We start from the raw sequence: 13434 nt of genomic DNA on the forward strand, positions 1-13434 counted from the left end.
CTGCCTTTTGCATCATTTATGCCCACTTCTGGCTTTTAGAATGCTAAACTTTTTCTGTAATCCATAAAATTTTCATAAACATGAAAAGGAGGGGGAAAGGATGTACAACCCAGAGGATCCCGTGGGAAAGGTCACGGAGACCATGGCAAAGCTGTTTGCGGTCATGGCCGATGAAGTGATCCGGGAAATGGGGCAGGAAAAGGGAGAAGCTGTTGTAAAGCGGGCAGTGCGCCGTTTTGCCAACATGAGGGCCCAGAAGATCATCGAAAACATCAAAAAGGACGGAAAGGAAGTCACCTTCCATACAGTGGAGGAATATTCCGATTATCCGGCCAATGAGGCGTGGGACTGCGACTCTTTCGTGGAGGGGAATACACTGAAAGAGATCAACCGCGTCTGTCCGTTTTCCACGGCCTTCCGTGAGATCGGCCTTGAAAATGCCGGGAAGCTCTACTGTGAGGAGATCGACATTGCTCTCAATGAGGCCTTTTTCGGAAAGATCGACTTTAAGCGCCCTGCGCTCTTTACCGACGGTCCCTGCGCTCCGTGCGAAATGATCGTGACCCGTCTGGAAGACCAGACCAAATAATCAGGCAGGAGGATGTAAAAAATGAACGGAACGGAAGTAAATCCGCGTTACTCAGAAAGCGCCCTGAAAGAAAAGGCGTTTTTACAGGAACTCAATAAAAAACCGCCCCTCCAGAAATTCTTTGGCTACTGCAAGCTTTCTGGACCGGGCTTTATGAACGCAGCCTTTACCCTGGGTGCAGGCTCCTTTGCCAGCTCCGTTACCTTAGGCGCCGCCTACGGTTACGACATGCTCTGGATCCCGCTGTACTCATTCGCCCTGGGACTTTTCATGCTGGCCCTTGCCACCCGGTTCGTGACCGCATCGGAGCTCTCCGTCATCAAGGCCCAGGATAAATTCCACGGAAAATTCTTTGGAAGCTTTGCCACCGGACTCGTGGCCTGCTTTGTGGCTTCCATTGTTTATAACTTCGGCCAGTACGCCCTGGGAGCAGACGCCGTTACCGCCCTGTTCTCGGTGGTGAACATCAATGTTCCTAAGAACATCAGCTGGATCTTACTGGTGGCTGTTTCCGTACCTCTTTCCTTAATGTACGGCTCCGGCGACAACCCCAAGGGCGTTAAGATCGTAGAGAACGCCATGAAGATCCTCATCGGCATCATGTTAGTCGTGTTCGGCGCTGTCCTCTGTGTCACCGGCGTGGACTTCAAAGCCATGATCAAGGGACTCCTGATCCCAACTCTTCCCAGCGGGATCGACGGCATCGTCATGCTGATCGCCTCCCTGACCGCCACCATCGGCGTTATGGACTGGGTACTGTTCAACAACGGCATGGAATCCCGCGGATATTCCGAAAATCACGAGACTCTGGGCCACTTTGACGCCGTATTCGGCGGACTGGTCCCGGTGACCCTGGTGCTTTCCTTCGTTTCCATCGCATTTGCTGAGGCATTTGCCGGTCAGGAGGGGATCCCCACCGACTCCACTGCACTCTGCAACGCCCTGGTAGCCGTAATTCCGTCCATCTGGATCCAGCTGGGCTTCTACATCGGCATCATCGCCCTTGTGTGCTCTTCCATGATCGGATTAAGCGTTACCTGCGCCACCTCCTTCTATCAGTCCACCAACGTAAAGAAGGACACCAAGGCATGGTACCATCCGTTCATCGTCCTGGCTCCCCAGATCGGCTTCTTAGGCGCATTCTTTGGAAAGCCTGTGATGGTGGTCGTATTCATCGCCGCCATGCAGTCCTTATTTAACTGGATCTCCGGCAACTCCTGGTATCTCCTGGGCAATGATCCCAGATACCTGGGTAAAAAGGTCATCCAGTCCAGATTCTTCAACGCCGGCATCCTTGCCTGCATTTCGGTCCTGAACATTGTATTTATCACCTTTATCATGAGTAAGATGGGAGTGTGGCCAGCATAATGAACATTCAGAAATTTTTAGATTCCAAACACGGAAAGCTTCTGGGACGCGTATATTTCCTGATCCTTCTGTTCATCGGAAACGCGCTGATCCCCATTGGAGCAGTCATGAAATTTTTACATAATGGATCCGGCGTCCTCATGATCCTGGGGATCATCATCACTGTGGCCGCCATTGTGATCCTCTCCACGCCTTATGATCTGAGCAATTATAAGGAAGAGAAATAATCCGCATACAAATTCCTTCTATTTGTGCAAGAAGGGAGCCCGCACACCGGCTGGTGCGGGCTCCCTATTTTTTTATCTTCTGTTGGATCCTCTTCCGCTGTTTATCTCCTACGCCGCAGCCCGCTTCTTTTTATCTGCAAGCTGCCAGACCACAGAGGCTCCTACAATGGCGATCCCCGCCAGGTCTGTGACCGTGCCTGGAATGATCAGGCAGAGACCGCCGACCACGGCCAGGATCCTCTGGATGGGATTCATATTGGTCACCATATAGCCCTCCAGGCCTCCGGCCACGCCGGTCAGGCCCACCAGGGAGGTGACGATGATGATCACCACCTGGACCACGTCTGCGTCAATGAACAGCATCGCCGGGTTAAAGGCGAAGATATACGGCACGATGAAGGCCGCGATTGCAAGACGGGAAGCGTTTAAAGCCGTCTTCATGGGATTGGATTTGGCAATGGCAGAGCCTGCATAGGCTGCCAGGGCCACCGGAGGCGTAATATCCGCCACAATGCCGAAATAGAATACAAACATATTGGCCGCGATCTTATTGATCCCCATACCGTTTACCAGAATAGGGGCACAGGTGGTGGCCATGATGATGTAGTTGGCAGTGGTGGGAACGCCCATACCCAGGACGATACACGTCAGCATCGTAAGGAACAGGGCGATGATCACACGGTCACCGGCCACACTGACGATGGCAGAGATCAGGATCTGTCCCAGACCGGTCATGGTAACCACACCGGCGATGATCCCGGCGATGCCGCAGGCCACGGCCACGGAAAGAGTATTCTTTCCGCCCGTTTCCAGAGCGTTCACAAACCGCGTGGGATTCATACGGGTACTTTTATTGGGGATGCTCACCAGGATCGCCAACAGCGTGGCGATCACGGCTGAACGGGACATGGTGTAGCCCATCATGACCATGGCCACCAGCGCCACCAGCGGGATCAGCAGGTATCCCTGGCGGATGAACAGGGGAACGAATTTCGGCAGGTCCTCTTTGGCGATCCCCTTTAATCCCAGCCGTTTGGCTTCCAGGTGTACCGTAATAAAGATACCAGTGAAATATAAAAGCGCCGGGAAGATGGCCCGCATGGCGATCTCACTGTACTGGACGCCCACCATCTCCGCCATCAGGAAGGCGGCTGCACCCATGATCGGCGGCATGATCTGTCCGCCGGTGGAGGCCGCTGCCTCAACAGCTCCGGCAAATTCGCCCTTGTAGCCCGTCTTTTTCATCAGCGGGATCGTCACGGAGCCGGTGGTAACTGTATTCCCCACAGAACTTCCGGATACCATTCCGCAGAGGGCCGAGGAGATGACGGCCACCTTGGCCGGACCTCCGGTGGAAGCGCCCGCCAGGGAGTTGGCCAACTGGATAAAGAACTCCGAGATCCCGGTGGCCTCCAGGAATGCGCCGAACAGGATAAACAGCGCGATATACGTGGAGCAGACGCCGATGGGAGTTCCGATGACGCCGCTGGTGGTATAAAACAGGTTATAAACGATGGATTTTAATACCTGGGGGAAGGCTCTTCCGGCTCCCAGGCCGCTGTAAAACGCGTAGCCGATAAAGACCGTCGCCACACACAGGATCGGAATGCCCACCACTCTCCGGCAGGTCTCCGCCAGCACCAGGATGCCGATGATGCCTACGATGACCTCCAGCTGGCTGATCCGGGTGGCGTGGCCGATGATGGTCTTAAAGTTGATGACAAAATAGAAATAGGCACCGGCTCCCAGGACCATCAGCACGATATCATAAATGGGAATATGATTTTTCTTCGTGCTGCCCTTTTTTGCCGGATACACCAGGAATGAGAGGATTATGACGATCCCCACAAACAGGGAGCGGCGCACCCGTTCATCCCAGTTGGCAAACAGGTTCATATACACCATTAGCAGGGCAAACGCCGCCAGCAGATAGCGGACGACCTTCTTGGGAACACCCTCCCAGATACGGGTATTGGATTCCCTGTCATATTTTTTCATGATGGCTTCCACGTCTTCCGCCGTTCCTGTGGAAGTATCCACGGCTGGAGCCGTGTTCACGTTCATTTTCTCTTTTTCTGACATCCCTTCCCCCTCCTTTCTACATTCCGGGCTCACAGGAGAACTCCACCTTGCTGTTTTTTCCGCAGAGCTCCCTTAAGCTGACCGCTTCTCCATGGATCGTAAGGACATGGTCGGAAACCGTCCCCACGATGTAAGAAAGCCATGGCATTTCCCGGTCAAAGCCAGAAACGATCATTTCTCCGTTTTCCCCATATTCCAGCTTCTGCCCCTCTTCGATCTCTGTCTGGACTCCGGCTCCGAAATTATTGTAGATGGTCCGCACCACATAGATCCTGTGGTCCCGGATCTCATATACGTCCGTCAGCGGGTACTGGTTGACGGAATGGATGAACGTGACGGAAAATTCGTCCCCCTCTGAAACGGAGAACCGCGCATACTCCTCCTTTGTATCCCCATCCCGTAAGACCAGCGTATCTTTTCCGGAAGCCCCCGCAAAAAAAAGGGCAGTGAGCGCAATGGCTGCAATAAACACAACCGTTATTGCAGCCATTGTAAATATTCTTTTTTTCTTATCTTCCAGCAAAACTACTTGATCGCGCCGACTTCTTTAAAGTATTTCTCAGCGCCCGGATGGAACGGAACGGAGATACCGCTGACGGCGTATTCAAGGCTCAGTTCCTCGCCCTTGGCGTGAGCTGCTGCGATCTCGCTCTGGTTGTCGAACAGGGCCTTGGTAAGATTATAAACAGTTTCCTCAGAAAGCTTCGGGGAGCAGATCAGAGTCGCCTTGATGGCCACGGTCTGAACATCCTCATCCACGCCCTTATAGGAGCCGCCCGGGATCGGGTAAGTGGTATAGAACGGATGCGCCTCTGCGAGAGCCGCCGCGTGCTCGTCATCGATCTCCAGAAGGTTGATGCTGTTGGTGGTCGCCAGCTCTACGATGGCTGTGGTGGGAGCGCCTGCGGTACAGAAGAACGCGTCGATCTTTCCATCCTTTAAGGCGTCGGAGGAATCGCCGAAGCCCAGATTGTTGACTTCGATATCGTCGAAGCTGATCCCGTAAGCCTCAAGGATCTGGCGGGCGTTGAACTCAACGCCGGACCCTGCGTCGCCCACAGAAACTCTCTTGCCCTTCAGATCCGCGATCGATTTAATATCGCCGGTGGAGACCACCTGGCAGACCTCTGCGTAAAGACCAGCGACTGTGGCAAATTCTGTTGCCGCGCCCTCTTCCGCGAACAGGTCAGTTCCGTTATAGGCGTAATCCATAACATCGTTCTGGACGATGGCCAGATCTGCCTCGCCGTCGTTGACCAGGTAGATGTTGGCCTTGGACGCACCGGTGGACTGGACGTTAATGTTTACGCCGATGTCTTTTGCGTTTAAAACATTGGCGATGACTCCGCCGAAGGCGTAATACGTACCGGTAGTTCCTCCGGTTCCCATGGTCATTTTCACTGCATCGCCGCTGGGAGCCGCCGCCTGGGTGGTTTCGCCGGCTGCCTTTGTATCGCCGCCCGCGGCTGCCGTTGTTTCACCGCCGCCTCCTCCGGAGCAGGCAGTCAGTACCATCGCAAGGGTCAGTGTCAATGCTGTCACTGCTGAAAATTTCTTCTTCATATTGTAACCTCCTTTTTTCTTTTTTCCCCATTCCTAGCCCCTTGGGGATGTTGGCTCTATTATACAATAATCAAAGAAATATTTCAATGTCTAAACAATATATAAATTCGTTCTAAAATTTTTATATTTTAGTTTTGTCGCGTTGAAATATCGAAATTATCTTTCCTTTCTGCTTTCTCCGTCCCTCATGGTCTCCAGGATCGTATCTGCAAAGGCCTGGATCCTGTCTCCGATGCCGTCCCGCTTCATGGCAGAGCCAGGACTGTTGCCCGTTTCCATGATGCAGAAGTTTCCCGGGAGATAAAAAGTCTTGTTCATGTTCAGGGCCGTGATGAGCTGGCCAGCAATGAGGTCGCTGCCGGAGTAGCCGGAAACGATGATGGCAAACAGGGCCTTATCATAAAATCTCGTGGTGCGGAATAATGCGGTCAGGCGGTTTATGAAGGCCGTCAGATTGGCCGAGAGCGCATCGTTATAATTGGGACATAGAAGCAGGAGACCGTCGGCCCACTGGATCCCTGGATACACCGATTCCACAATAGGCCCGCCGTAAAAGCATTTTCCCCGCTCGCCAAAATGCAGGCACATCTGATAGGGACAGCCGGAGCAGTCCTCCAGGGTCCCGTTTCTTAAGCTGACCTCCCGGATCTCCACATGGTCTTCGATCTTCTCCTTTACCGCGTTCCAGACCTCCAGGGTATTGGAGGTCTTGTGGCTGGAGGCATGGAGCACCAGCAGATGGGGCTCTTTCCTAGGACTCCATTGAAACTCCATAAGCTGCTCCGCCAGGATCCCGGCGCTTTTTTTGTACGCGCCCAGGCGGTCCGTTCCCATATTGGCGGCCTGGATGATATAGTTGTCCAGGGACGCCGTGCCCTCCACCAGAGGACGGCCCACCAGGGCCGCTCCCGCCTGGTTGGCCGCCACCGCCAGCTCCCTGGCGGCCGCCTTGGTATAAAGCTCGCTGTCCGCGTCGATGAGGAAGCCGGCCAAAGCTCCCTCAAGCACAGGTTTTCCACAGCGGAGCCATGCCAGGATCTCATAATATCCACGGTTTACCCCGTTTTTCCCCAGGGGTACCGCAAAAAGCAGCCGCCCCCCCTGGAACCGTTCTGTGCCGTTTTCATGGTCCCCGTTCTCCCACAGCTCCTCCATGGAATCCACCACCTGGGCGGAGATCCCCTCCAGAGCCGCCCGGAGGACCTGGTCCAGACGGCCCTCCTCCGCTCTTTTCTGTGGATAGATCACAAAAAGCTTCTTTTCCTTCTTCCCATTTTCCAATCCATCCGCCTCCTATACGATCTTTTTCAGGTTTTCCGCCGCTATCCGGATCCGGTCATGAAGGGCGTCCGGCAGGGGAAGGATCTCGGTTTCCAGCCCGTTCTCTGTAAACCGGTTCTTCACTCCCATGTAGATCCCTCCCAGGAACACCGAACCACAGTGCCACTCTCCCCGGAGAGCCAGAAGGATGGACAGGGCGCCTGAGGAAAAGGCCGGAGCCACAAAGGGCTTATAGCCGATCTCCCGCATTTTAAGATTGGCCGTCACCGTCAGCTCTGTCAGTTCTTTGGAAAGAGCGTCATCGTAATGCTCGATGGAGTCAGCCACCACCAGATCCTGGCCGTGGGGGCCGAAGGAACGGCCTTCTGTGAGGAACCTGGAAAACCGCTGGTCCCTCTTGGCGTAATAGGCGGCCCTGGCGTTCATGACGCCCAGGCCGAAGCCCTGGATCTGCTCCGGTAAAAGTCCCATATAGTCCAGCTCCCCGGCTTCATTTTTATTGCTCTCCAAAAATGCGGTCTTTGCCAGAGGATCCACCGGATCAGAAACGGCGCAGAACAGCCCCTTAAACCGGCTTTCCCTGGCCATTTTCGCATAATTGGCCATGATCTTCGCATTATTTTCAAACTGGTACATGCGCACGTCCTTCACACCGGAGCCCACCGGCGGGATCCCCTTGGAGGCCACGAACACGAAAACATCACAGTCAAAAAGATTCTCTGGCTTCACCACCTCCACCTCCGGCAGGGCGTCATACTCCCAGGGATAGGCGATCTGGTTTTCCTCAAACTCCCACCGGGCCGTCACCTGGTCGGAGATATCGCAGATCCCGATCCGGGAGATCACGTCGCCGCCCAAGAGATGGAGGCCCGTAAGGAGCATGCTCCCCACATCCCCGATGGCCAGGATATGGACCCGCTTTTTCTCCGGTCCTGCCGGGAATGCCTCCCCGGACAGCAGCTCCAGGAAGCGGGGATGGGAGGCGTTGACGGCACGGACCTTTCCGGCTGTGATCCGCTCCCGCATCCATTCCGGAAGCGCAGCTGCGCATTTTCCCTCCGTACAGCCGTCCTGTTTTCCATAAAACGCTTTGTTTTCCTCCAGCTTCCGGCTGTTGAGCCAGTCTACGCTCTCCTCCTTTTCCCATAAAAGTCCCTCATGATTCACCAGGAAGGAGGCGCGGCAGCTCCCCGGTTCTCTGAAAAACAGCCAGGAAAGCTCCTCTGCGGTCCTGGGCTCCGGGATCTCCTTCCAGTCCGCCTCCGGCGGGCACTGAAAATCCATGTGATCTGTAAAACACGTTTTTCCATTTATTTCATAATATTTCAACATTCGCGTTTTCCTCCTGAATCTATACCATAAATTTTTTCATTCTTCCCAGCATTTCCAGGTCGTTCTCCAGATATACCGACGCCGCCAGGTTTTCGTCGTATTCCATGCAGCTCCCCTTATCGGGACACAGGGGCAGGATCACTGCCTCCGAAAGCCTGGAAAGGGTCAGGTTCCTGGCAAACTGGCTCCGGTACTCCGCCTCCAGTACCTGGAGCAGATCCCGGGAGTTTTCGATGCAGCACACGGAGAACTCATAGAGAGCTTCCCGGCTGCAGCCGGAAAGCCTGGGGGCCGCGTAGGGAAGGATCATGTTCACCGACGGCTGGAGCCCCGCCACCTTCATATCCCGCCGGCGCACGGTATCGCCGCCGATAAAGGGATATAAGGTGGATTCCACGAACCACTGGCGCAGATTGGGCATGGAATAAATGCTCTCCACCGGCAGGTGGAAGGTCTCCATCAGATCCCGGCCATAGCCGGAGATCACCCCCACCACCACCTTTTTCACGGGGATCCCGGCCTTTTTGAGGCTTGGAGCCAGGGCCTGCAGCCGGTCGGCCTTATGGACCAGATCATCCACCAGGATCACCGGCCGGTCAAAGGACCTGATGGTCTTGATCTGGCTCTCCAGAGGCGAATAGTACGGGAATGCCTCGATGGCATAGGAATCCAGCTCCGGCTCGTAGACCTTATCCGTATGGAGCGTTTTGGTGACTGTGTTGGGCACTACCTTGCCCCTTAAGATCTTACCAAACGGCACGCACATGTTCTCTCCCAGACGCCTGGGTGTCAGCGGCTCTCCCGGCACGCCGTTTAAGGCTGTGATCCGGTCTACCATCCGGTGGTGCATGACACCGGAGGATAAGGACAGCACCAGGTTCCCTGGGTACAGCTTCGTCATGGCCGTCTGGAGCTTTTTATGGTTTCTCTCAATGGCCGACAAAACGGCCGGGCTGCTGCCAAAGGGCTCTTTCAGGGTGGTCTCCAGATTGTGGAGGAGCATCAGAGGCTCATGCATATCCACCATGTAAATGACCCGCTTCTCCCCCTCTTCCAACAGCTCCGGACGCACAAAGCCCTGGCGCTCCAGAGCAAAAGCAGCCTCCTTGGAGACAGTCCCCCGTTCTGCGGCAAAAATGGCAAAGCTGCAGTTTTTCTCCAGGGCCTGGGTAATGACCTCCGCCAGCAAAAGCTGGGCCGGATCCCGGATGGCCTCGCCGTCATGGATCTCCCTCTCCCTGGCGTGGATCCCGGTGATGTAAAGCACCTCCCGGCTGGTCCTCCGCCTTACGGCGTTGGCCAGCTCCATGCTCTTTAAAACACCGAACAGCTCCTCAGACCGCAGCTCCCGGAAGCTTACAAAGCCCACGGGACGGTCGCCCTCCGCTGCATTTTTAAGGATCAGCAGCTGGTCTTTTTCGTATCCGATCCTGGATAATACCGCCTCCGCCTCCGGATTCCGGTAAAGGACCGTATTGCCCAGATGGTCCAGCACCTCCCAGCCAGGCTGACCCTGGTTTTCAAAGGAAATGGCCTTGGCCCGCACAATGGGCTTATATTCCGGCTCCCGCAGATACAGACCCTTGTGGTAGATGTACTCCTGGACCACTGGATCGATGAGGCTGGAGATATCCCTGTGCTTGTCGATATTTTCCCGGATCCTGGTGGAGCTGATGTCCTCCAGGCTCTTGGGCAGCTCCAGCTCCTCCACCTTTCCAGTGATGCACTCGTAGATCTCTCCCGGCCTGGCGTCCCCGGCCCGGCGGAAGATCAGATGATTGAAGCCATGGATAGAGTTTTCCTCCGGCTCCTTTTTATAGGAGCTGGCGTTATGGACCACGTCGGAGCCCGCCACGATATAAACCTCCTGCTCCGCAAAGATCTCCCGCAGCCGCTTAAGATCCGCCGGATTGGCGATATTGATGGGGATATCGTCGGGGAACAGATGGACATAAAACTCATCGGCCATGGACATATTGACGATCTGCCTGCGCACCAGATGGGGCTGGGTCTTTTTAGACCAGGAAAATTCGTCAATGGCCAGGAATACCGTATAGCCCAGCTCCCGGATCCGCCTGGCGATCTCCTTGTGGGACAGAGTGAACGGGTCAAAGGTGCCCGGGAAGAACGCCACCTTGCTGCGGCCCTTTAAGACCACGTCCCCGGTGTAAAGCTGGTACCGGGACATGAACCGGCTGATATGGGCCAGGGCAGCTGCCCGGTAATAAAGGCTCAGCTCCCCGCCCTTGTTCTCATTTAATAAAAACAGAAGCTTTTTGGAGCAAAGGGAAAACAGGTCGTTTTTATCCCGCTCGGACATCTTCTCTGAGCCGAATACATGCTGGCCGATGACCAGCATGGCCTCCTGGCGCACCTGCTCCCGGTAGTTGGCCAGACAGCTTAGGATCAGCCCAAGGAGTCTCGTCCGCCGGTCCAGGGATACCTGCTCCGGCTCCCGGAACCTGGATGGGTAACGGGAATAGCACTCTAAAAGCACGCCCAGGGTGTCCAGGGCCACGGATACGATCTGTTCATTTCCATTGGCCAGAAGCAGATGGAGCCGTTCGATCAGATCGTCCAGCTGCTCCGGCGGAAGCCACAGGGCAAATTCGCCCAGATACTCAGGGATATACTTGGAGAACTCATACTCTCCCACCTCCAGACCCTTTAAAAGCTCCACGGCGATCTCGTTGGCCTGGTCTGTGGACAGCAGGTGCCCCAGCCGCAGCAGGGCCTTTCCTGCGTCATGGCGCACGCCTACATGCTCGCTGACCTTGATGAGGTTGGACAGATGGGCGCAGATATGGAGGATGTGCTCCCGCCTTCCATGATCTACCTGGTCGGCCAGCAGCTTGATATTTATGGCCTTTAAGATCCAGGGCGTCACAGACTTCAGATTCTCTAGGAAAATGTCGCTGACCACGTCGCTGCCGTACAGGATCTCCCGCTGGGCCTTTGTATCCAGACGGAGGTTCGTAAGGATCCGGTACTGTAAAAACACCATGGTGATGCTGCCGGTATCCATTTCCGTCACTGCCTTTTCCACCCGCCCATAGCAGGCGTTTTCCCTGGTGACCACGCTGGTGAGCACCTTTAATGCCCGGACTGCGGCCACCCGCACCCGGTCGTCCTCATGGTCCATGTTATCCACGGCAAAATCCGCCAGGCAGTCCAGGCGGCCGCTTCTGGCGCAGAGCTCGGCCGGCATGGAAAATACAGCGTCCAGAAGGGCGAATCTGGCATCCTCATCCAGCTCATGGCTTCCATCGAACCACCGGTAAAAAATGGTCAGCATTTCCTCCCGCACCCGGTCATCGCTGTGCTCGATCCCTGAAAGCAGCACGTATTTTAAGGAATTCTGGATCCGCCGCTTCTGCTGGAGAGTCAGACGATAATCGGGGCAGATGAGCTTTTCCATATACGTTTCCCAGAGAGTACGGGCCTGCCGGTCGTCCTGGTCCGCCATATCGGCGGGGATCTCCTTCCTGTATCCTGCGTTGAAATTGGCGAACATCTTTCCGATCAGGGCGGCCGCCTGCCTGCGGATATCTCCCTCCCGGTTTAAAAGAAGCTCATACAGAAAGCTTATGGTCTGTTCCTTCTGTTTATGATCCAGATGGATGGAATATTCATTAAAAATATTCAGATAGGCCCGCACATTCTTCCAGTCCTTTTCGCTGCGGGCCGCCTCCAGGATATTTCCAAACTGCCGCTCTGAACCCAGCCGGTGCATAACGTCGATGTTGTGCTCGATGGCAAAATACAGAAAAGAGGTAACCACCTGGCTGCTGTTCTGGATGGCGATATCCGGACGTTTTTCCGGCTTCGGCGGATTCCCGGAAAGCTCCGTATCCGCCCCCAGGGAACGCATATACCGTTCAAACTCATAAAGCCTGGAATAAACGGCCCGGTAACGGTTCTTCTTGGCCTCGTCCACGTTATCCAGCTTCGACAGGATCACATCATAGGAGTCCTTCAGACTGTATATTTTCGTAATTTCCTTCCCGTTCTCATCCCGCATCTGCTTGACGCGGAAATCCGCATAAATCAGGACCAGGGACTCCACGGTAATATTGTCCAGCTCCAGATCCCAGGTGGAGTGATTGGCCGCGATATGGCCGATGCCCTCCATCTTATAGGCCATGAACCACTGGTTGGTATAGTAATAGTGAAGGTAAGGGACCCGTTCATTGGGCTTGCAGCCAAATTTCCCCAGATCATGGCCGGCAGCGGCTCCCGAGGATAAAGCCAGGTCGATGGGGACCCCCGCCTTTTTCAGCCCTCTGGCCACGGTCATGGCCACATGATGGACTCCCGCAATATGGCTCAGCGTCTCAAAGGGCGTAGCCTCCCGGTTTAAGCGCATCATCTCATAAATATACTGATCCCGGAATTCCCGCACAAACCGGCCGTATTCTCCAGCCCGGTCACAGCTCTGGTACTCCTCCTCCCCCAGCAGGGCGAAATCATTGAAGGGATCGAAGGGGACCGCCTTTCTCTCCTCATCAAAGAAGAACTGGAGCACGTTCAGGTAAACATACGCGCCCCTGGCATAGGACGCCGCCTTTTCGGAAAACTCCGGATCCGGATACAGGATATGAGTGGAAAATTTATAGGTAAAGGAGATCCAGCCCTCCTCCGGCTCCCCGGACAGGGCCCAAAGCTCTGGGTGGCACAGCTCCAGGATCTGTTTACAAGAAAGCCGCTCCCGGATGGGGAACAGGCTCTCAAGGGCCTCCTCCCACTTATCTCTTACAAATATCTCCTGCATGGTACGGCGGCTGATCCCGGCCTTTCTCAAAAAATCCCGGTCTGACAGCCGCGCGGCCAGCTCGGTGACCAGATGGCGGATATGTTTCGTTCCCATGGCCTCACCTCTTTTTCTTCATACTTTCTTATAGTATAATGACAGAAACGATTGTTTTCAAGAAAAAACCTCTTGACATTTCCTTATATTTGTATATAATAATGGTAACAATTATTATTATTAAT

At 54.8% G+C, this 13434-nt stretch carries 9 protein-coding genes; 3 read left to right on the forward strand and 6 right to left on the reverse strand.

The window, feature by feature from the left end; all coding sequences use genetic code 11:
• Positions 1-100 precede the first annotated feature (100 nt).
• From OCV69_RS07760 to OCV69_RS07770, 3 genes are read left to right on the forward strand one after another with little or no spacing between them, the layout of a single operon-like run.
• Entirely contained in the window at positions 101-589 is a 489-nt protein-coding gene (locus OCV69_RS07760) for an L-2-amino-thiazoline-4-carboxylic acid hydrolase (protein WP_158358626.1), read from the forward strand.
• A gap of 21 nt (positions 590-610) precedes the next feature.
• The gene (locus OCV69_RS07765) at positions 611-1957 is read left to right on the forward strand and encodes a divalent metal cation transporter (protein ID WP_158358625.1); all 1347 of its coding nucleotides are present in this window, start codon (positions 611-613) and stop codon (positions 1955-1957) included.
• Positions 1957-2184 (forward strand): hypothetical protein, encoded by a 228-nt coding sequence (locus OCV69_RS07770; protein WP_022273129.1) that lies wholly within the window; start codon positions 1957-1959, stop codon positions 2182-2184. The genes OCV69_RS07765 and OCV69_RS07770 overlap by 1 nt, the downstream gene beginning before the upstream one ends.
• Before the next feature lie 108 nt (positions 2185-2292).
• Here OCV69_RS07770 and OCV69_RS07775 read toward each other — a convergent pair whose 3' ends face one another.
• From OCV69_RS07775 to OCV69_RS07800, 6 genes are all read right to left on the reverse strand, one after another.
• Positions 2293-4266, reverse strand: a complete 1974-nt coding sequence (locus OCV69_RS07775) for a TRAP transporter permease (protein ID WP_158358624.1) — start codon at positions 4264-4266, stop codon at positions 2293-2295.
• Between the two features lie 16 nt (positions 4267-4282).
• Positions 4283-4756, reverse strand: coding sequence for a DUF1850 domain-containing protein (locus OCV69_RS07780; RefSeq protein ID WP_158358623.1), 474 nt, complete (start codon positions 4754-4756; stop codon positions 4283-4285).
• Positions 4757-4791: 35 nt separating this feature from the next.
• Complete coding sequence (locus tag OCV69_RS07785; protein WP_022273132.1) at positions 4792-5829, reverse strand: TAXI family TRAP transporter solute-binding subunit; 1038 nt, start codon at positions 5827-5829, stop codon at positions 4792-4794.
• A 156-nt stretch (positions 5830-5985) separates the two neighbouring features.
• Positions 5986-7110 carry a flavodoxin family protein gene (locus OCV69_RS07790; protein ID WP_262563049.1) on the reverse strand — a complete coding sequence of 375 codons (1125 nt, stop codon included), beginning with the start codon at positions 7108-7110 and terminating at the stop codon, positions 5986-5988.
• 12 nt (positions 7111-7122) lie between these two features.
• The gene (locus OCV69_RS07795) at positions 7123-8442 is read right to left on the reverse strand and encodes a Rossmann-fold NAD(P)-binding domain-containing protein (protein ID WP_331485670.1); all 1320 of its coding nucleotides are present in this window, start codon (positions 8440-8442) and stop codon (positions 7123-7125) included.
• 19 nt (positions 8443-8461) lie between these two features.
• Positions 8462-13309 carry a nicotinate-nicotinamide nucleotide adenylyltransferase gene (locus OCV69_RS07800; protein ID WP_158358622.1) on the reverse strand — a complete coding sequence of 1616 codons (4848 nt, stop codon included), beginning with the start codon at positions 13307-13309 and terminating at the stop codon, positions 8462-8464.
• Between the last annotated feature and the right edge of the window lie 125 nt (positions 13310-13434).

The organism is Alitiscatomonas aceti (genome assembly GCF_025567195.1).
GTDB classification, from domain to species: domain Bacteria; phylum Bacillota; class Clostridia; order Lachnospirales; family Lachnospiraceae; genus Alitiscatomonas; species Alitiscatomonas aceti.

Coding starts and splice junctions, on each gene's coding strand:
- OCV69_RS07760 (WP_158358626.1), top strand. CDS start 101: ATGTACAACCCAGAGGATCCCGTGGGAAAGGTCACGGAGACCATGGCA.
- OCV69_RS07765 (WP_158358625.1), top strand. CDS start 611: ATGAACGGAACGGAAGTAAATCCGCGTTACTCAGAAAGCGCCCTGAAA.
- OCV69_RS07770 (WP_022273129.1), top strand. CDS start 1,957: ATGAACATTCAGAAATTTTTAGATTCCAAACACGGAAAGCTTCTGGGA.
- OCV69_RS07775 (WP_158358624.1), bottom strand. CDS start 4,266: ATGTCAGAAAAAGAGAAAATGAACGTGAACACGGCTCCAGCCGTGGAT.
- OCV69_RS07780 (WP_158358623.1), bottom strand. CDS start 4,756: ATGGCTGCAATAACGGTTGTGTTTATTGCAGCCATTGCGCTCACTGCC.
- OCV69_RS07785 (WP_022273132.1), bottom strand. CDS start 5,829: ATGAAGAAGAAATTTTCAGCAGTGACAGCATTGACACTGACCCTTGCG.
- OCV69_RS07795 (WP_331485670.1), bottom strand. CDS start 8,442: ATGTTGAAATATTATGAAATAAATGGAAAAACGTGTTTTACAGATCAC.
- OCV69_RS07800 (WP_158358622.1), bottom strand. CDS start 13,309: ATGGGAACGAAACATATCCGCCATCTGGTCACCGAGCTGGCCGCGCGG.